The 20,814-nt window shown below is 47.1% G+C and carries 15 protein-coding genes; 12 read left to right on the top strand and 3 right to left on the bottom strand.

What is annotated here, in order from left to right:
• Positions 1–27: 27 nt before the first annotated feature.
• The 5 genes from MKZ09_RS27455 to MKZ09_RS27435 all read left to right on the top strand — a co-directional run bounded on the left by MKZ09_RS27455 (position 28) and on the right by MKZ09_RS27435 (position 7,202).
• Entirely contained in the window at positions 28–1,848 is a 1,821-nt protein-coding gene (locus tag MKZ09_RS27455; protein WP_076138154.1) for a sensor histidine kinase, read from the top strand.
• Positions 1,849–3,504, top strand: coding sequence for a response regulator (locus MKZ09_RS27450; RefSeq protein WP_038573084.1), 1,656 nt, complete (start codon positions 1,849–1,851; stop codon positions 3,502–3,504). It abuts the gene before it with no gap.
• 71 nt (positions 3,505–3,575) lie between these two features.
• Positions 3,576–5,267: a glycoside hydrolase family 13 protein gene (locus MKZ09_RS27445; RefSeq protein WP_076207068.1), complete on the top strand. Its 1,692-nt coding sequence runs from the start codon at positions 3,576–3,578 to the stop codon at positions 5,265–5,267.
• Between the two features lie 151 nt (positions 5,268–5,418).
• Positions 5,419–6,153 (top strand): class I SAM-dependent methyltransferase, encoded by a 735-nt coding sequence (locus MKZ09_RS27440; protein WP_076099469.1) that lies wholly within the window; start codon positions 5,419–5,421, stop codon positions 6,151–6,153.
• A gap of 38 nt (positions 6,154–6,191) precedes the next feature.
• Positions 6,192–7,202: an MBL fold metallo-hydrolase gene (locus tag MKZ09_RS27435; protein WP_076207087.1), complete on the top strand. Its 1,011-nt coding sequence runs from the start codon at positions 6,192–6,194 to the stop codon at positions 7,200–7,202.
• 1,579 nt (positions 7,203–8,781) lie between these two features.
• On the opposite strand, the gene MKZ09_RS27430 is transcribed toward MKZ09_RS27435, so the two are convergent.
• Complete coding sequence (locus MKZ09_RS27430; RefSeq protein WP_076138157.1) at positions 8,782–9,390, bottom strand: phosphatidylglycerophosphatase A family protein; 609 nt, start codon at positions 9,388–9,390, stop codon at positions 8,782–8,784.
• 270 nt (positions 9,391–9,660) lie between these two features.
• On the opposite strand from MKZ09_RS27430, the gene MKZ09_RS27425 reads away from it, so the two are divergent.
• The 3 genes from MKZ09_RS27425 (at position 9,661) to MKZ09_RS27415 (ending at position 12,374) form a co-directional block, all read left to right on the top strand.
• On the top strand, positions 9,661–10,794 hold the full coding sequence (locus tag MKZ09_RS27425) for a GerMN domain-containing protein (protein ID WP_179089643.1): 1,134 nt from the start codon (positions 9,661–9,663) through the stop codon (positions 10,792–10,794).
• Positions 10,795–10,957: 163 nt separating this feature from the next.
• Positions 10,958–11,716 carry a ribonuclease PH gene (gene rph / locus MKZ09_RS27420; protein WP_036686952.1) on the top strand — a complete coding sequence of 253 codons (759 nt, stop codon included), beginning with the start codon at positions 10,958–10,960 and terminating at the stop codon, positions 11,714–11,716.
• A 1-nt stretch (position 11,717) separates the two neighbouring features.
• On the top strand, positions 11,718–12,374 hold the full coding sequence (locus MKZ09_RS27415; RefSeq protein ID WP_076208319.1) for an XTP/dITP diphosphatase: 657 nt from the start codon (positions 11,718–11,720) through the stop codon (positions 12,372–12,374).
• 412 nt (positions 12,375–12,786) lie between these two features.
• On the opposite strand, the gene MKZ09_RS27410 is transcribed toward MKZ09_RS27415, so the two are convergent.
• Positions 12,787–15,201, bottom strand: coding sequence for a glycosyl hydrolase family 18 protein (locus tag MKZ09_RS27410; protein ID WP_076208317.1), 2,415 nt, complete (start codon positions 15,199–15,201; stop codon positions 12,787–12,789).
• Between the two features lie 60 nt (positions 15,202–15,261).
• Positions 15,262–17,211, bottom strand: coding sequence for a glycosyl hydrolase family 18 protein (locus MKZ09_RS27405; RefSeq protein WP_076208314.1), 1,950 nt, complete (start codon positions 17,209–17,211; stop codon positions 15,262–15,264).
• A gap of 602 nt (positions 17,212–17,813) precedes the next feature.
• Between MKZ09_RS27405 and MKZ09_RS27400 the strand changes: the two genes are divergently transcribed.
• From MKZ09_RS27400 to MKZ09_RS27385, 4 genes are all read left to right on the top strand, one after another.
• Positions 17,814–18,248, top strand: coding sequence for an NfeD family protein (locus MKZ09_RS27400; protein ID WP_076138165.1), 435 nt, complete (start codon positions 17,814–17,816; stop codon positions 18,246–18,248).
• Positions 18,248–19,183: an SPFH domain-containing protein gene (locus MKZ09_RS27395; protein WP_076129203.1), complete on the top strand. Its 936-nt coding sequence runs from the start codon at positions 18,248–18,250 to the stop codon at positions 19,181–19,183. Before MKZ09_RS27400 ends, MKZ09_RS27395 begins: the two co-directional genes overlap by 1 nt.
• Positions 19,184–19,285: 102 nt before the next feature.
• Positions 19,286–19,741, top strand: coding sequence for a cupin domain-containing protein (locus tag MKZ09_RS27390; protein WP_036686965.1), 456 nt, complete (start codon positions 19,286–19,288; stop codon positions 19,739–19,741).
• Between the two features lie 155 nt (positions 19,742–19,896).
• Entirely contained in the window at positions 19,897–20,733 is an 837-nt protein-coding gene (locus MKZ09_RS27385; protein WP_076208312.1) for an aldo/keto reductase, read from the top strand.
• The last annotated feature ends 81 nt before the right edge of the window (positions 20,734–20,814 follow it).

Here is a 20,814-nt window from a genome sequence, read left to right as displayed (position 1 = left end):
TATTGATTATACATGAAGGTGGTTCTCATGAATCGAAACATCCGCTTATTAAGCCGTTATCGCCATCTTCCGCTCCAGTTTAAGCTGTTATTATGGTTTGTGCCGCTGCTTCTCGTGACTATATTCGCTATGGGGTGGAACTCCTATCAGATCTCTTCGCAGCAGGTGGTGGAGAAAATGAAACAGTCACAGGATCACCTGACCCGAAAAACAGCAGAGCAGATTGATGAGATGGTGAGGGGAATGATTTCTTTTTCCAATACACTCTTTCTGGATGAAAGTGTGCAGCGGCTTTTAGTGTCGTCAGAAGCACAAAAAGAACGTAATTCCGTATTTAAAACGGTCACCAACCTGATGGTCGCTGGCAACTCGATTCAATCCCTGATTCTATACGCTTTGGAAGACCAGAATAATGGGGCGGAGCCTTTTGCTGCGAATCAAGCCGGATTGACGACTGGCATGAAGTTCTCTAACTTTGTCCGAACCTCGTACTATAAGGAAGCCGTTGAAGCCGCAGGCAGTCCAACCTTTGGATTGTCCAGACCCACGGATGGCATATTTGTTGGTGATCATTATCATAAGATTGTACTTTCCAGAATTATCAAGAATGTATATACTTTAAAACCGGCAGGGCTAGCGGTGATCGGGGTCGATGCTGGTAAGATTGGAAGCCAATATCTAGACAACTCTGAAGATGATGTAGATATGTTTGTGGTTGATCGAGACGGGCTCATCATTACGGCTTCTAACCGGAGCTGGATCGGTAAAAGGGATCTTGATCTTCCGTATTTTGCGGACAGCGATCCTAAGTTGAGCCTAGAGGAGAGATTGGAGTCTACAGCGGATCACAAACAATGGATTGTCTCGCATCTGCAGTCAGAAACGACGGGTTGGTATGTAGTGGTGGTGCATTCCAAACGGCAGCTTGTCAAAGAGCTGGGACAGATTTCACAGGTCACGGTGACGATCGCTTTTCTGTGCTTAGCAGTTAGCTTAATGGTTACCTGGCTCGCCGCCGCCTCAATAACGAAACCGCTGAAAAAGCTTTCCCGCTCCATGCGCAGATTCCAGACAGGGGATTTCACGCAGCGCGTATTTTTTGAAGGAAATGATGAGATTGGTCTTTTGGGCCATGGTTATAATCTAATGGTGCAGCGGATCAAATCGCTCATCAATGATGTATATGCCTCCAAACTGAAGCAGCAGGAAGCAGAATTGAAAACGCTTCAGGCACAGATTAGGCCGCACTTTTTATATAACACGCTGAATACGATTTGTTGGGAAGCTGAGAAAAAGGGCGACAAAGAAATAGCCGATATGGTCTATTCGCTTTCTCAAGTATTCCGGCTGAGCTTAAATGATGGGCGGGATACGTTTACATTGGAACAGGAAGTAGAGCTTGTGACGAATTATTTGTTCCTGCAAAAAAATCGGTTTAGAGAACGTTTTGAGTTCGAAATTGCCTTGGATGAGAGTATCAAGGATTTCACAGTTCCGAAGCTGCTGCTCCAGCCACTGGCGGAAAATGCAGTGATTCATGGGATCGAGCCACTGGCTGGAAGTGGACTCATCTCGATTCGCGCCTTCCGTAAAGATAGAACTATTGTGCTCGAAGTTCAAGATAACGGGGTGGGAATCACGCTGGAAAGACTTCAGGAGCTACATCAGCGTTTAGCGAGAGGAAGCTTTATTTCGGAGGAAGAGGAGAATGCTGGACGTTCGGGGTTTGCACTCTCGAATGTACAGGAACGTTTAGCTTTGTTTTTTGCCGGAGCCTCATTGCAAGTAGAGAGTGTAGAAGGAGCAGGCACACGTATTATCATTCAAATCACTGTGGAGGGTCCCTAAATGATGAAGCTGAAGCTGCTGATTGCTGAAGACGAAGACACCATCCGTGAGGGTATCGTCAATATGATTGACTGGAATTCGCATCAGATTGAGGTAATGGGCGAGGCGGGGAACGGAAGTGAAGCGCTGGCTCTGATGGAGTCTGAACAGCCGGATTTATTGTTAACGGATATCCGCATGCCGCAGATGAATGGTCTGGAGCTAATCGAAGCGGGACGGCGTCGCGGTTACGACTTTCGCTCGATTATTTTATCTGGATACAATGAGTTCTCTTATGCGAAACAAGCGATTGCGCTGGGGGTTGTCGATTATGTGCTGAAGCCGTGCCGGCCGGAGGAAATTCTGAAGACGGTACTCAAGGCTAAGGAGCTAATTGAAAGGCAGCGTTGTCAGGAGAATGAGCAGCTAAAAAGAGATCGTTCCTGGCATAAAAATGCACCGCTTGTCAAAAGCCAAGTGCTGTCCCAATGGATTCATCATCCTCCGGTTCCGCTGGAGCGGCGGCAGGAGCTGATCGGTGAGTTAGCTATGGCTATTAGCCACGAAGGTCCGCAGATTGGGCTGGTCAGCTTTGATTTTGATCCTCCCTCTGCTGGTGGGTCTGGACAGGATTTTGTACTTTTACGTTACGCAGCCCTAAATATTATTAGTGAGACCTTGTCTCCTATCTATAAAGGAAAAATCGAGACCTTCCATGATGGCAATCTCCTGCTCTGGATCGGCAGTGGTTTAGCTGGAACGGATTCCCGCAAGTCTTACCGAACCCCCATCTATTTAAAAGAGCAGATCGGGATGCTGCAAAGCAATCTGGAGAAATACCTCAAGCTGTCAATCAGTATTGCTGTAGGCTCGTGTCGTGCGGATATTTCGGAAGCTCACCTGTCTTATAAAGAAGCGCTTCAGGCCATGGAATCCCGCTTTCTGAACGGGAAAGGCGGCGTTTATTTTTATACAGAAGGCTCGGGAGTTATTGGGGGTGGCGCACAGGAGATCGGGATTTTAGATGATCCTGAATTAAATGTGCTGGAGGATGAGATGCTTGTGGCAGTCGGTGCAGGAAGTAATGAGCTTGCCCTCGATCTGCTGGAGCAATGGCTGGAACGTTTTCGCGGAAACCCCGGATGCCTCAAGCAGGAGGTGAATATTCGGGCAACAGCTTTTGTCGTTCGCCTTAAGAGGCTTGCGCAGGAAAAACAAGTAGCTGGATTCGAATGGAAGCAGCATTTGGTCAATTGGATGGAGCAGGCACCACAGATCGAGACGCTGGAAGAATTGTCTACGATCCTGAATAAGATCATGCAGAATGTGGTGGAAGCTTTTTCTAAACATCGCCCTCTGCATCGAACAGTAGTTACAGCGCTTGAGATCATCCGTAACAAATATAATACCAATCTGTCTCTGGAGTATGTTGCGAAGGAAGCTTATGTATCTAATACTTATTTAAGTTCACTGTTCCGCCAGGAGCTGGGTGTGAATTTTCTCGATTACTTGCATCAATACCGGGTAGAAGAGGCAAAAAAGCTGCTCCGCCAAAACTTAAAAATGTACGCTGTTGCAAAGTTAGTGGGCTACGGGGAAGAACGCCACTTTAGTGCTACTTTTAAGAAATGGACCGGACTTACGCCTTCTCAATATCAAAAGGGACTAGGGAAGTAGGAGCAAATTGTTATCTACTAGGCTTTGTGTGGTTAAACTCTACATATAGCTAAATAGGAGGTAACCGAGAAATGAACCCGAAATGGTGGAAAGAGAGTGTCGTGTACCAAATTTATCCGATTAGCTTCATGGATAGTAACGGAGATGGGATTGGAGACTTGCAAGGAATCATATCCAGACTGGATTATCTGCAGGATTTAGGTGTAGACGTGATTTGGGTCTGCCCTATTTATAAATCACCAAACCATGATAACGGTTATGATATCAGTGATTACTGTGACATTATGAAGGAATTTGGCACGATGGATGATTTTGACCATTTGCTGAGGGAGATGCACGCACGTGGGATGAAGCTGATGATGGACTTGGTTCTGAACCATACGTCACATGAGCACCCTTGGTTTGTTGAATCCAGATCGTCGAAGGATAATCCGAAACGGGATTACTATATTTGGCGAAAAGGAAAAAATGGAGGTCCCCCGAATAACTGGGAGTCTTATTTCAGTGGCTCGGTGTGGGAGCTTGATCCGCGGACCGATGAATATTACCTTCACCTCTATTCCAAATATCAGCCTGATCTGAACTGGGAGAATCCGGTAGTCATTGATAAGCTGCATGAGATGGTGGAATGGTGGCTGAAGAAGGGTGTGGACGGATTTCGCTTTGATGCCATTGCACATATTGTGAAGACAAAAGGTTATCCAGATGCGGATAATCCAGGTGGAACACCTACCGTAAGGGCTTATGGAATGTTCTCCAATCTGGCAGATGTGCATACCCTGCTACAGAATTTATATGATAAAGTGCTTTATTTCTACGATATTATGACGGTAGGAGAGACATCGGGACTTGGACCGGAGCAGGCGCTAGATTATGTAGGGGACGGGCGCAGAGAGCTGAATATGACTTTTCAGTTTGAGCATATGTTTCTGGATGCCGCTTCGGCAGGTAGTGGAAAATGGGATGTCGTCCCATGGAGTCTACTGGAGCTGAAAAAGATTATGAGTAATTGGCAGACAGTTCTGCATGACAAAGGCTGGAATGCGAATTATCTCTGCAACCATGACCAGCCGCGCGCAGTGTCCCGGTTTGGGAACGACCTTTTTTACCGGATTCCTTCGGCTAAAATGCTGGCGACCTTCATTCACATGCTGGAAGGCACACCTTATATTTATCAAGGGGAAGAAATTGGAATGACGAATGTCTGTTTCGAATCCATTGATGAGTACCGGGATGTAGAGACGCTTAATTATTATGAAGAAAAGCGAAAAAACGGCGTTCCAGAAGAGCAGATTATGTCTGCTATTCATCATAAAAGCCGGGATAATGCCCGCACCCCGATGCAGTGGGACGATGGTCACGCAGGTGGTTTTACGACGGGGACTCCTTGGATTGAAGTGAATTCCAACTATATGGAGATCAACGCTGGCAACGCGATTAAAGATCCCGATTCCATCTACAACTACTATAAACAGCTGATTGCCCTGAGAAAAAAACACAAAGTCATCGTTTATGGAGCCTACGAGCTGCTTCTTGCAGAGCATACAGAGATATATGCGTATACCCGGACATTAGAAGATCAGCGGCTGCTGGTTATTCTGAATTTTTATGCTGGAGAGCCTGTATTCGAATGGCCAGCGGAGTTCCAACCAGACAATATAGAGTTGTTAATTTCTAATTATTCCGTGGAAAAGGATGAGCAGATCCAACCGCTTAAACTTCGTCCTTATGAAGCGCGAGTATATTTGCAGCAGCTTGTGTAAAGGAAGCTACAGGAATGAGTTGTCATGAAGGGGCTGAGCGCTCACTGTGACAACTCTTCTTTGAGTTTGTGAGTAAAAGACTGTACAATGGCGATACATTAACATACATAGAGTGGAGTTACAGGAAGACGCCTGTGGGAGGAGAGACAACATGACTGAATGGTATGAAAAGAGCTTCGGAGAGGATTATCTGGTCGTATACAAACATCGAGACTTTGGTGGAGCTCGTAAAGAAGTTGAACGAATGATCTCGTGGCTGGGACTACCGCCAGGCTCCAAAGTGCTGGATTTATGTTGTGGGATGGGACGTCATTCACTGGCGCTTGCGGAAGCAGGGTACGAGGTAACTGGAGTGGATTTATCAGAGGTATTGCTGCGTGAGGCAAGATCTCAAACAGGAGCGGAGCAGGTAACTTGGCTGCGTTCTGACATGCGGGACCTACCGTTGACAGGAGGTTTCGATGCTGTGGTTAATCTATTCACTTCCTTTGGTTATTTTGAAGAGGATGAGGAGCAGGTAAAGGTTTTACGTGAAATCTATCGGATGTTGAAGCCGGGTGGCAAGTTTGTTATTGATTATCTGAATCCTGCGTATGTGATTCGTCATCTGGTGCCGCATTCTACCCGCGAGGATGGTAAAAATCTGATTGATGAGTCGCGACGGATCGAGGATGGGTATGTGAAGAAGGACATCATTTTAACCTCCAAAAATGATTCTACACCTCGCCAATATCATGAACGTGTGAAGCTGTATTCCTTGGAGAAATTCAGCGGGATGATCGAGGAAGCGGGTTTACAGCTCGAAGCTGTGCATGGCAGCTATGAAGATGAGGTTTATAATGCAGAAAGCTCCACGCGGATGATTTTTAGTGGAATTCGATCGTAATGGTATCAGGAAAAAGATTCAAAGGCGGTGATCGCACCATGTCTAAGGCGGATATCACTTCATGGGACGAGAACATTCTTCAGGTCTCGGTGCCCATGGACTCGCCGCTTCGTCAAGTGAACAGCTATATTCTGCCCGATGAGGATGGCAGAATTACTATTATCGATCCCGGTCCGCGTAGCCCGGAGACAGAAAAATGCTGGCAGGCGATCCTGCAGGAGCTGGGATTGTCGTGGAAGGACGTGCGGGATATCGTCGTAACGCATCATCATCCCGATCATTATGGATTGGCGGGATGGTTGCAGTTGCAGACCGGATGTAAGGTATGGATGACTGAACGTGCTCATGCCGAAGCGATGTTGATGTGGGGCAGTGACACGGATATCAATGAAGTTTTGCCGTTATATTTCATCAGACACGGAATGTCGGAAGAATGGTCGAGTGGAATTAAAGCGCATTTGGAGAGCTTTGACGCTCAAGTAGAGCCACAGCCGGTTGTAACTTATCTGAATGAGGTAGAGCCTTTCAGGATGGGTGGCCGTGAATGGCAATTGATTGTAACTGGCGGACATGCACCGGGACATGTGAGCTTGTATCATGCGGGCAGCGGGCAAATGATCTGCGGTGATGCTGTGCTGCCGCAGATTTCGCCTAATGTCAGCTTGCTTCCAGGCAGCGATCCACAGCCGCTGCAGACGTTTCTTCAGGGGCTGCGGGAGCTGGGGAGCTACCCGGTCAGCATGGCGTTCCCGGGTCATCGGGAACCCTTCATGGGCTTCGCGCACCGGGTCAGCAGCCTGCTCGCTCATCATGAGGAGCGGCTGGATGCCGCGGCAGCCTTGCTCGCAAACGGCCCGCTGAGCGGCTTCGCCGTCTGCGAAATTCTGTTTCGCAGCCGGGTAACCACCGTTCACCAGATGCGCTTTGCGATGAGTGAGACACTGGCGCATCTGGCGGAGCTGATGCGCCGGGAGCAAGCGGTAATGATAGAGGCGGACGGTGCTATATTGTTTGCAGCATCTGAAAGTGCTGGAGACCATGTTAGTTAGAGTTTCTAGCGGGCTCGAAGAGTAATGAGTGATGAATGATGAATGATGAATGATGAAATGAATGATGAGTGATGAGTGATGAATGATGAGTGATGAAATGAATTGAGATATGAATGTTATGATCGAGTAGAGGTACAGAGCAGTCCGGTGTTATTGGGACTGCTCTTTTTTGGACTTTGGTTTTAGTGACTAAGTAGAGAGTATAATTCGGTGTTATTTATATGAATATTGAGCTCCTTAGTCCGATCGCATACCCAACTAACCTTTGATTACATACTCATGCGTTAGGCTGATCATTTGGACTAACATTTGATTACTTTACTTATGCGTTACGCAGGTCATTCGGACTAACATTTGATTACTATACTCATGCGTCATGCTGATCATTTGGACTAACATTTGATTACTTTACTCGTGCGTCACACTGGTCATTCGGACTCAGATTTGATTACTTTGCTTATGCGTTACGCAGGTCATTCGGACTCAGAAGCCGCTATTCGTGGATTTTGGGACTTTTGCGGTGAGTATCGGACCGGAGAGGCGTTATTGCTAGGGCAGAGGGTAGTTATTGGTCATTTTTGAGTGAATAGCGACTCTGGAGTCCGAAATTGACTAAATCAAGGGTGTTTTATGGAAATAGGGTCACCTGAGTCCGATCGCATAAGCAAACTAACATTTGGTTACTTTACTCATGCGTCATGCTGATCATTCGAACTCAGATTTGATTACTATACTCAAGCGTCATGCTGATCATTTGGACTAACATTTGATTACTATGCTTATGCGTCATGCTGATCATTTGGACTAACATTTGATTACTATGCTTATGCGTTACGCAGGTCATTCGGACTCAGAAGCCGCTATTCGTGGATTTTGAGACTTTTGAGGTGAGTATCGGACCGTAGAGGCGTTATTGCTAGTGCAGAGGGTTGTTATTGGTCATTTTTGAGTCAATAGCGACTCTGGAGTCCGAAAGTGACTAAATCAAGGGGGATATGTGAGTATAGTGTCACCTGAGTCCGATCGCATTACCAAACTACCATTTGATTACTTTACTCATGCGTCACACTGGTCATTCGGACACAGATTTGATTACTTTACTCGTGCGTTACACAGGTCATTCGGACTCAGATGCCGCTATTCGTGGGTAGAAACACATCTTGCCGAGTAACTAAGTGTTGGTATTGACTAATTGGGGAATTTCTCCCTGTTTTTTGAGGTTTGTTAGAGTGTAGAGCGGATATTAGGGAATTTCTCCCTAATATTCTACGAATGTAGCTATAAATTAAGATTTTCGTAGAGTTATTAGGGAAGAATTCCCTAATAACTTAGGTTTTAAACGATTTTTGGTATTTTTTAGGGAGTTTTTCCCTAAAACGGTCCCAACCCAACCCAACCCAACCCAACCCAACCCAACCCAACCCAACCCAACCCAACCCAACCCAACCCAACCCAACCCAACCCAACCCAACCCAACCCAACCCAACCCAACCCAACCTCAAAAAAGCGATTGTCTCATAACCCGCAAGGGTTACGAAACAATCGCTTTTTAATTCTCAGAGTGTACCCAAAACACCGGTTACTCCGGTCGTTTTTCATGTTCTGCAAGTTTCCTTGCGGCTTCTTCTCGATCCTCAGGTGAATGCGGAAGTTCGAGGTCTATCTCACGCTCCGCTTGCTTACGGTGTGCGATTCGGCTACTAGCTGCAGCGGCTACCGCGCCGACGATATCGTCGAGGAAGGTGTGGATCTGTCCGGTGTTTTTGTCGTTCAACCGTTCAAGAACACCTGGCTTAAGCTTGTCCACATAACCATAGTTGGTGAAGCCAATGCTGCCGTATACATTTACGATGGAGAAAGCCAGAATCTCATCCACTCCGTACAATCCCTCATCATTTTCGATCATATCCTGAAGCGGCGGAAACAACTTCCCTTCCTCCGCGAGCATGTCCAATTGAATGCCCGTAAGTACTGCATTTTGCACTTCCCGTTTGCTGAGTACCATCTCAACGTTATGGACACACTCTTCCATTGTTAAATTTGGATAATATTTTTTTTGCAGAAACATAACGAGCTCTGCGATTTCCTGCAGGTTCACTCCACGCTTATTCAACCACACTTTGGTCGCATCTGCGACTGCCTTGCTGTTCAGACTGTAAGGTATTTTTGCGATTGGTTCATCAGCCATGATTAGTCACCTCGTAAGTTAAGTCTTTGCATTACAACGTTCGTTAGCATGATGTTAAGCGCTGGGTGTTATCTCAGATTGTACGTTTAGAAGAAGTATTTGTCCAGAAAGCGGAGTCTATGTGAATTAAAATCTAGCTCCAACCTAACCTGAAAATAAAGCGCACAGGCTTTTCCAACAATTTAGGATAAGCAGTTGTTATTTTTTGGACAAAGGTCTCGTATACATAGCAGTACAAATGCTATCTAACCTTGAAAGGGGTAATAAATGATGAAAACAATGCAACAAATCCGCGGGATTTCCGCAGTCTGCCTACTCGCAGTTCCACTGGCACTGTCCGGTTGCGGCTTGTTCGGTTCGGAATCAGCATCGATTGATGCTCCGCCACCTGAGGTTGAAGCGCAGATGCTACAGACAGAGGGAAATAACACTTTGGATTCAGGTGTATTTGGTCCAGTGGCTCAGGATGATGCACAAACAGCTGTTAAGGACAGCACCAAAACCGCTAAAGCAACTGATAAAGCACCGGCTTCCGGTGACCGGACGACCGTATATTTGGAAGATGGAAACGGCTTACTCGCTCCAGTGTCGCTAAATCTGCCAAAAAGCAAAGATTCCAGCACGCTCAAGAACTCTTTAATGGCATTAGTGGATAAGGGGGAATATGCGTCCTCATTGCCAGAAGGCTTCCAAGGTATTTTACCAGCTGGAACTGAAGTTCAAAATATTACGGTAGACAAGTCGAATCTGGCAGTTGTTGAGTTCAATTCGGAATTTAACAACTACGATGCTGCGGATGAACGCAAAATCCTTGAAGCGATCACTTGGACACTGACCGGTCAAGATGACATTAAAGGTGTACAGTTCTGGGTAGATGGTAAAAAGCTTACGGAAATGCCGCTTCAAGGCACTCCGCTGGATCGCCCGCTGTCCCGTACAATGGGCATTAACCTGCCAAAACAAGGTCCATCTTTAATGAACTCTAGTGCAGTTACTGTTTATTTTTCCACAACATCTCCTGACGGTATCCAATATTATGTTCCGGTTACGCGCTTTGTACCCGCAGGGCAAGAACAGCTGACTGCTGCTATCAATGAACTGATTGCGGGACCTGAATCCGGAGACGGTCTGGAAATGGTTATGACACAGGGCACATCACTTGATTCGGTTGAAGCCGGACAAAACGGTGTTGTTACTGTATCCTTGACTGACGATATGTTCGCAGATGGGAAGGAAGTTCCTGCCGAATTGCTGGAATCGGTTGTTCTGACTGTTGCGCAAAATACGGAAGATGCTCTGGTTCAAATTCGTTTGAACGGCAAACAATCGATTACGGACACTGACAATGTAGACTATAGCAAACCTGTATCTGCACCTGAATTTTTGAACGAGCTCCCGTTATAGAATGACCTTCTAAGGTTTAAAAGATGCTTTTGTGCCTCCTCTTTGGTAGAATAAAAGTTGCTCAAAAAGACGTAACGTCCCGAACGGTGAACTGCCGCAATGAACAACAGGGAAACGGGACTCACACTAAACTATTAGCTATACGATGTAGGAGGCAGAAAAGATGAGATCAAACGGGCGAACTGACGACCAATTACGGCCGCTGACAATAACGACCCAAACGAATAAATATGCTGAGGGCTCCGTGATCATTGAAATGGGAGACACCAAAGTCATTTGTACGGCTACTGTAGAGGAAAAAGTGCCTCCGTTTCTTAAAGGACAAGGAAAAGGCTGGGTAACTGCCGAATATTCGATGCTTCCTCGGGCCACTCAGTCCCGTAATCAACGTGAAGCTGCACGCGGTAAACTTACTGGACGTACAATGGAAATCCAACGGCTGATCGGCCGTGCGCTTCGCTCCGTGGTGAATTTACAAGCGTTAGGTGAACGCAGTATTACGCTGGATTGTGATGTGATTCAGGCGGATGGGGGAACTCGGACGGCTTCGATAACAGGCGCTTTTGTTGCCATGGCATTTGCTATTAATAAAATTGCACTACAGCACAAGCTGGCTGTTTTTCCTATAACAGACTTTTTGGGAGCAATTAGTGTAGGTGTTGTAGGGGATAAAACATTGCTCGATCTGAATTATGAAGAGGATTCCAAAGCCAAAGTGGATATGAATGTAGTCATGACCGGCGGCGGTGCTTTTGTTGAGGTACAAGGGACTGGCGAAGAAAGACCATTCTCGCGACAAGAGCTGGATCTTTTGTTGGGTCTAGGTGAGAAAGGGATTTATGAACTGATTGCCGCACAAAAAGAAGCGCTCGGAGCGATTGCTCTGAAAATCCCTTCCGGCCAGCCGGGCCAAGAGGTGTAACATGAATTCCACGGGCAATATTCTCATTGTCGCTACGAAGAATAAGGGGAAGGTGCGTGAATTCGAGCACGCTTTTGCCCCGCTGGGCCTGACAGTTAAGAGTATGTATGACTATCCGCATCTGCCCGATGTGGTAGAAGACGGAGCTACTTTTGCAGAGAATGCATTTAAAAAATCCAAAGCCGTAGGTGACGCACTTGGAATTCCGGTACTCGCTGATGATTCGGGTCTTTGTGTAGATGCTTTGGATGGCAGACCTGGTGTGTACTCTGCACGTTTTGCAGGTGAAGATGCTACGGATGGGGAAAATAACCTAAAGCTGCTTAGCGAGCTAGAGAGATTGAAACAGGGGGAAGACACAGATCAGCCTTTGCTGAGCACGGCTAGGTTCGTCTGTACTTTATCGCTGTACGATCCAGTTTCTAAGCAGGAGTTAACCGCAGAAGGTGCGGTCGAAGGTTGGATTACTTCAGAACCATCAGGTGCTGGCGGTTTCGGTTACGACCCGCTATTTTATCTGTCGGAACATGAAAAAACTATGGCCGAGCTTACGCTGGAAGAGAAGCAGCAGATTAGCCATCGAGGAACTGCACTGCGACTGCTGACGGCGAAGCTGGAGAAGAAACTGGCAGTTGATGGCGGCCTGTCGCAGGAATAGAGTTTTATATAAAAGTGGGGGTGTCCAAAAGCCGCGAAATGGCTGCTGGGCACCCCCGTTTTTTATTCCTTTCCCTTAAACAAAGCATCAAACTTCGTTCGATTCTAGCACATTTACCCGTATGAAGCGGCTACCCGGACACAGCTGACCTTAAACGCAGCTATATCCGATAATTGAGATTCTAATGGACCCCAACGTCGCTATGGGCACGAAAAACACCCCAAAAGAAGCATTTCATAAGGAATAGCAGCACTGGAGTCCGAAACACAGCTCCAAAGGCTTGAAATTTGTAAATAACGTCAACTGGGTCCGTAACGTAAGCCTCAGAGGCAGAAAATTACTCTGCACTGCTAATAGGAAGTCCTCTTTGTAATGGGACAATCTCCTTGTTGGAATCAAGGAGAGCACCGGATTATATCAACTTCCAAAGAGCAGGTGTGGAAGCTGGCTCCCACCCCAGAAGTGAAGTGTGAGGCTGCAAGCAGGTATACGTTTTTCCACTATAGGCAACGACATCACCTACTTTATAAGCAACTCCTGTTACCCAGCTAGACCCTCCCGAAGTAGGTGTAGCAGTCGGTAATGGAGTTTGCGTGGGTGTTACGGTTGCGGTGGGCGTTGGTGCCACCGTAGGCGCTGGAGTAACTGTTGCAGTAGGTGTCGGTGCCACCGTAGGTGTCAAAGTCGGTGTTACTGTTGGAGCTACAGTTGCCGTTGGTGTAGACGTTGCTGTTCCACACACGCTGATGTATTTCCAGACACCGTCCGGCCCGCTAAGATCGGGACGGTCTCCCTGTGTCCACCACTTGGCTTCATAGAGTGAGCCGCTGTAGGAAACGCGTTGTCCGCCAGTATATGCGGTTGCCGCATTCCAGGTCGCGGTCGAACATTGTCCCGGCGTAGGAGTAGGTGTTGGCGCTACAGTTGGCGTTGGCGTCACGGTTGCCGTCGGAGTCGGTGTAGCCGTTGGTGTTGGTGTAGTCGTCGGAGTCGGTGATGCAGACGGTGTTGGCGTTGGCGTAATGCCTCCATACAGTTTATCGTATTCCTGTTGGGACGAGTTTCCGTTCAGGGTGATTCGCTGTGGACCGCCTGAAAAATTCAGCTTCATCATACCCGGAATTTCAAGTGAAGCTCCATTCGCAATAGTTTGAGTAGCTGTACCTGTAATACGGTAGCGGTTGAAATCCCAGGCCGTGGAGATTTGCTCAACGCTACCTGCTCCCCATGCCGAGGTTAGGGTTGTAGTTGTTGGCAGGTCGAACTCCAGCTTCCAGCCACCGGGAATATCGGTACCGGTATTATTCGTTATTTTTAATGAATAGGTATAGTTCGGATGATCATAGGCGCCGCTGAAGCTGAGGTTGAAGTTTTTAGGTTCAGGCAACTGCGGCTTAGGAGCTCCGCCTGGCGGCGAGGCTGTCTTCAGCTGATCATAGGCAAAATCGGTCAGAGAATTGCCATACGTATAAGTGCCATCGCTTTGCTCAGAGTAATCGCCCGTTAGTTCCCAGAACATCATACCTCCCAAGCCTTTTTGCTTGATGTAATCCAGCTTGTAGCCAAGAGATTCCTTATCTTCATACGTAAGAAAAACCTTCTTGTCTGCGTTGAATAAATACGGTGTTTTGGTAACAGGATCGAAGTAGCGCTTATTTGCTGGATCTTTGAGCAGATTTAGTACATGCCAGATCGGATTTGCACCAGCAGGCTGCTCTGGTGCGGGATCATTCCAGATGCCGTATTGGCCATCTGCTCCCCCACCGGTTGTCGGAGCTGTGCCGTAAAGGCCGGTATTGTTGATGCCTCCATTTACATTTTTCCAGCCTCGTGAATAATAAGGAACTCCGATCACGATTTTTTCCGGAGGAAGCGTACCGAGATAGTATCGGACCGCCCAGTCGGTATTCAGAACCGGAGTGCCCAGCGCAGCAGTTTCAGTATCGCGGGAATCCGGGTACAATGCGGAATGCGGTCCTACATATCCATTCCACGCACCATGGAAATCATAGGTCATAAGGTTCGCCCAGTCTAAATACTGATTGGCTTCCCCAAGCTTCATGCCCCCAAGAATCCAGGAAGAGGCGGTGGCCGCAATAGTCAGGTCATATTTCTGATTGTCTTGTGAACCTGCCAGATCGAGCTTTTCGCGGAGTTTTTTCATAAGAAGAACGTAGTTGTTGTAATTAACTGTACGCAGCGGTTCTGCCACGGCAAAATCGTTAGGATTACCGGACTGCCCAGTGCCAGAAGGGTACTCCCAATCGATGTCTACTCCGTTGAACTGATAGGTACGCAGAAAATCCACAACACTATTGGCAAAAGCTTCTCGCCCGGCTTCCGAATTCGCCATGTTGAAGAACCCTCCGGAACCCGACCAGCCGCCAACAGAAATTAGGGTGCGGACATCAGGATAGAGCTGTTTGTACTTGACCAGCTGGTTAAAATGTCCCTTAAAAGGCAAGGTGGTCAGCTGACCGGGATAGTCTTTTTCGATTGCAGCTGTACGGTCCATGAGATCAATCTTGTTCGTTTGAGGATTTACCTTGGCGAAGGCGTAGTTAATATGGGTAATTTTATCCCACGGAATCTTGTCTGCGGTGTAAAATCCTTTGTTCTCCTGATCGCCCCACTCTGGGAAGTAAGCCACGATTTTGCGAGGATGATCAGCTGCTGGAGCGGGAGCGGAAGGTGTTGTTTCCGCGGCATGGGCCACTTGTAAAGATGCACCTGTCCCGGTGTAAAGTGGAACCAGAACGATTAGACTCATTAGCGCAGCAAGGTAACTTATGGATATTTTGCGCTTAGCACGTGCTTTTGCAATCATATTTAATATACCTCCAAAGGGGGATAATGTTATTTCGGGAACGAGGCTTCCTGCAAGTCTTTAATTGAGCTTCCATAGCGCAGGTGTGGTGGCTGGCTCCCAGCCTTGAAGTGAAGTGTGTGGCTGCAAGCAGGTATATGTTTTTCCGTTGTAAGCGACGACATCACCTGTTTTGTACGCAACGCCTGTTCCCCAGCTAGACCCTTCCGAAGTAGGTGTAGTGGTAGGCAAAGGAGTTTGTGTAGGTGCAATGGTTGCAGTTGGCGTTGGCACGACAGTAGGCGTAGGTGCAACGGTTGCGGTAGGCGTTGGTGCTACCGTAGGTGTTAAAGTTGGGGCCACAGTTGAAGTTGGTGTTGGTGTCGCTGTTCCGCATACGCTGATGAATTTCCAGACCCCATCAGTTCCGCTAAGATCAGGACGATCTCCTTGCGTCCACCACTTGGCTTCATAGACTGCGCCATTGTAGGAGACGCGCTGTCCGCCAGTATATACGGTTGTTGCACCCCAGCTCGCTGCCGAACATTCTCCCGGTGTAGGCGTTGGTGTTGGCGTCACGGTTGCAGTTGGTGTTGGTGTTGGTGTTGCAGTTGCAGTTGGTTTTGGAGTTGCAGTAGGTGTAGGTGATGTGGATGGTGTCGGTGTCGGCTGCACCACTCCGCCACCAAGATCGGCGTTTAGTTTATTGGTTAGTGTTTTGTTCCGGTCACCACTTGTTTCCCAGAACATAGCACCTGCAAGACCCTTGGACTTCAGGTAGCTGATCTTGTGGCCAAAGGATTCTACATCGTCATAGCTGATAAAGGTTTGATTTGTTGGATTATAGAGATAAGGCACTTTGGATGTATCATTCCAATAGCGGGTATAACCGTTTTTGTTGATATAGTTGGCTTCGAGATCATAGAAATCATAGCTGCCTTTTTCCCATGTACCCGTTGGTGAGATGCCAGCGGATACCTGATATTGGCCGTTTCCTGAAGCCGGAGCTCCGCCCCAACCACGACCGTAAAAAGCCATGCCAAGAACAAGCTTGTTCGCAGGTACACCATTCGCAAGATAGGAGGTTACCGCTTTATCGATGTTAAAATTTTGCGGTTCGGTTAAGCCCGAAGCGGAAGCTGCGGGATCATAGTACAACGGAGCATTATGTCCGGTGGTGGTGTTCCAGCTCCCATTAAAGTCATAGGTCATAATATTGATCCAGTCGACAACGGAAGCAATGCCGGCCAGATTATTATTGTTGATATACGTTGGGCCTGCCCCGGAAGCAATGGTCAGCAGATAGGTTTTTCCATCCGCCGCGCCGGCTGCATTTAGCTTTTCGCGAACTTTTTGCAGCAGCAGTACATAGTTTTCTTTATCTTCAGGACGGTAGCTATTGCCTGCAAGTCCGCCGCTGACTGGATATTCCCAGTCGAGATCCACGCCGTCCATCTTGTATTTTCGAATAAAATCAACCGCGGAATTGGCAAAAACCTCACGGGTCGCAGCTGTCGCAGCTACATCCGAGAAACGGTTCGACCAGGTCCAGCCCCCAACGGAGATTAGGGTCTTCAGGTTCGGGTTCTTTTCCTTCAGCTTCCATAGCTGCTTCAGGTTACCTTTGATGGGATCATCCCATTTGTCATCCCCGAAGCTTTTTCCAGTGTCAATCCACGGGTCACCAAGAACAATCGTACCGTTCGGAACGCTGATGGCTTGGCCTTGCTCATTCTGGCAAGACCAGGTCACCGGATTAGGGCCGGTGGGGTCGGGATTGCCATGGATGCCATTCCAACAAATATCCGCAAAAGCGTAGTTAATGACATTCATTTTGGTAGGATCGATATCAGTTACATTGTAAGCACGCCCGTAAGCGGCCCATGAGGCGTAATAACCAACCAGTTTGTAATCCTGTGCGGCGTTTGCTGTTTTGGGACTTCCGCCCAGGGTGGAAAAGAGTGTCAGAACAAGCGCGGCGATCATCGCAATTGCAAAGGTTTTGCGTGAAGCTTTTTTCGTGAAGATCATTGAATTTCTACCTCCTAGATTCAAAGTGTAGTTCGAAATTCTTTTCGGCAAGATGTCCTGACCTTCACCTCCCGTCGGTTGTAGTACACCATCACCCATGGCGTCCCTACTATTCTATTGAAGTTCAATTCATAGATTCAGCAGCAAAAAAGCAGCGGTCCAAATCAAGCCTCACCCAATCAGTAAGCGCTTTCTTTTGTGCTTTTTGTGTGCTGCTGTTTCATGGATTTTAAATGATGTAACATGCTGTGTATGGTTTGAATGAATAGAGGAGGATGTTTGGAAGTTGGATAATTAGGATGAATTAGATATAAATGGGTGATGGTAACTCTTATTCTCAAGCATAGCTTGCAATTGCGCTAGGGATAAAATCAGGTGATCTAGGGGGAGAATTTTCTAATTTATAGTGACTCGTCAAAAAGTGAACCCTTTTGGATTTGTATACTCGCCTTTTATCAAGAAACTCATGAAGAAACACATAACCACCGATGTAATGAATATAAATCATATACATGCCTGAAATATTTATTTGTGGAACTATGCAACGCATCGATGTTTCTTTTCGTTATAGTAGTATCATACGGAAGGTGGTGGGCTCACCGATGGTTGTGTGGGTGTTTTGGCTGATCGCAGCCGGTGTCCTGTTTGTTGTAGAGATGATGACGCTTACTTTTTATTTATTGTGGCTTAGTATTGGTGCTTTGGCCGCAGGTTTGGTGTCGCTGATTGTTCCCGAAGCCATTTTGTTTCAGGTGGTCCTTGGATCACTGGTCGCACTTGGTCTGACTATATTCTCGAAACCACTGGTTTCTAGATTTCGCCATTCACGTGGGTTCAAGGATACAGGTACAGAAATCATCGGTAGGCAAGGAGTAGTTGTTGAGCCGATAGAGCAGGGACGTTACGGGCAAGTGAAGGTAGGCGGAGATACGTGGAGCGCGAGCTCTGATCAGTCTCTGGGCAAGGATGAGGTTGTAAGAGTAGTGAAAAGAGGCACGACGATTATCGAAGTAGAACGATGGGGGGAAATGAACTAATGCAATGGGCAATTATCGCAATTATTATTGTAGTGGTCGTAGTTTTTGTGGCATTAACAGTCAAAATCGTACCACAGCAACGGGTAGGTGTAGTGGAAAGGCTCGGTAAATTTAATCGTCTGCTGACACCGGGGTTGAACATTCTGATTCCTGTAATTGATCAGGTGCGCACGTACCATGATTTACGGATTCAACAAGCGAATGTACCTCCGCAAACGGTAATTACAAAGGATAACGTGCAGGTGCAGATTGATACGATTATTTTCTACCAAGTGGTTGGACCAGAGGAAGCTACTTATGGTATTTCTGATTATGTGTATGGGGTAAGAAACATTTCCACGGCAACAATGCGGCAAATCATCGGTAAGCTGGAATTGGATGAGACCTTGTCTGGACGGGAAAAGATTTCGACGGATATCCGTCTCGCTCTCGATGAAGCTACTGAGAAGTGGGGCGTGCGGATCGAGCGTGTGGAAGTTATCGATATCAAACCGCCGTTGGATATTCAGGAAGCGATGGATAAGCAGATGAAAGCAGAGCGGAGCAAACGTGCCATTGTTTTGGAGGCGGAAGCTGCCAAGCAGGATATGATCCTACGCGCTGAAGGGGATAAACAGAGTAAGATTCTAAAAGCAGAAGGCGATAAAGAAGCGCGTATCCGTCAAGCAGAGGGTTCACGCCAGGCGCAGGAGCTGGAAGCACACGGTGAGGCTAAAGCGATTCAAGCCGTGGCAGAAGCAGAAAAATCACGCATTGAGCTGATTCGTTCGGCAGGTCTGGATGAGCATGTACTGGCTTATCGTTCCTTCGAGGCTCTGGCTGAGATTGCCAAAGGTCCTGCTAATAAAGTGTTCTTGCCAACTAGCGCTGTTGAAACACTGGGAAGTCTTGGAGCGATTGCGGAAGTCTTCAAAGCGAGCAAGGACAGTAAATAGATTTTACAATTCGGGCTTATTCCGTTAAAGTAAAAAGCAAAAACAACCTTATGCATATGAAGCTATTGTTGTTCATGCTAACTTTGAAGGAGAGAAGCTACTGTGACGCAAAAAGAAATTTCACCGCTAGTTGAACTGCTTGGATTACAGCCTCACGTTGAGGGTGGTTGGTACAAAAGACTTTGGAATTCGGAATTTGAAATTTCGCAGGAAGTGTTAGGCGATAGCTATTCTGGATCACGTCATTCGGCATCTTCAATTTATTTTCTGCTTCACGAAGGCGAACAATCTGATTGGCATACTGTATTGTCCGATGAAGTTTGGTTGTGGCATTCCGGTAGTCCAATTGTACTTAGTCTCGGAGGCAATGGAGATAAGCCTGAGGATGTACAGGAAGTTATTCTCGGTCTCGATATTGCTGCAGGCCAGCAGCCACAAGTGGTTGTTCCAGCGGGAGTATGGCAGGCCGCGCGTTCATTAGGCAAAGAGCCGACGCTGGTATCCTGTATTGTTTCTCCTGAATTCCATTTTGATGATTTCAAACTAATTGAGAAATAAAGAAGAGCGGGGGCGCTTACGCCTCCGTTTTTTTATAAGGATTTGGGGAATGATGAAGCCATCTGCTATACTTTTTATGGTAGCGTTTGCTTCTTAAGTGGGTAAATAGGTTAAGTATGTTTAACGAAATAACAATAAGCTTGGAGGGTTAAGCGATGAGTGAATTGAATGCACCGTTCTCGGGTGGTCCTACTTTAAATGACGGGGTGACCATGCCGTGGCTGGGTCTTGGCGTGTATAAGACTAAAGATGGCGAAGAGGTTATTCATGCGGTCAAAACCGCAGTGGAATTAGGATATCGCAGTATTGATACGGCAGCCGGATACAATAACGAAGAAGGCGTAGGACAAGCTATTCGTGATTGTGGAGTGGCCCGTGATGAGCTGTTTATTACGACTAAAGTACGAAATCCTGATCAAGGTTATGAGTCTACGCTAAAAGCGTTCGAGGATAGCCGGCGCAAGCTGGGACTGGACTATCTGGATCTGTATCTCATACACTGGCCGGTGGCAGGAAAATATCGTGAGACATGGAAGGCCTTAATTCATCTGCAAAAAGAGGGCCTCATCAAATCTATCGGCGTGAGCAATTTTCAGGTTCATCATCTGAAAGAGATCATCGAGGATACCGGAGTGGTGCCAGTGGTGAATCAGGTGGAATTCCATCCGCTATTGACTCAGCGCGAGCTGCTGAAATATGCCAATGAACAGAGCATTCAGCTTGAAGCATGGAGTCCATTAATGCAAGGGAATCTTGATCTACCGCTCTTAAACGAGCTGGCTGAGAAGTATGGCAAGACCCCTGCTCAAATTGTACTTCGCTGGGATTTGCAGCAAGGTGTCATTACTATTCCTAAATCCGTACATGCGGATCGAATCAAGGAGAATGCGGGATTCTTTGACTTTACGCTTAGTGATGAGGATGTCAAAGCTATCGAGGGCTTGAACAAAGACCATCGATTTGGCCCGGACCCGGACAACTTTAACTTTTAAAGATCATTTAGATAAGATTGTAGAGTAATTATTGCAAATACAAGCCAAACAGCAAGCCACCGGATATGGGGACTTGCTGTT

The sequence above is a fragment of the Paenibacillus sp. FSL R5-0908 genome (assembly GCF_038006245.1).
Lineage (GTDB): Bacteria > Bacillota > Bacilli > Paenibacillales > Paenibacillaceae > Paenibacillus_AQ > Paenibacillus_AQ odorifer.
This window is presented reverse-complemented; position numbering and strand designations above follow the sequence as displayed.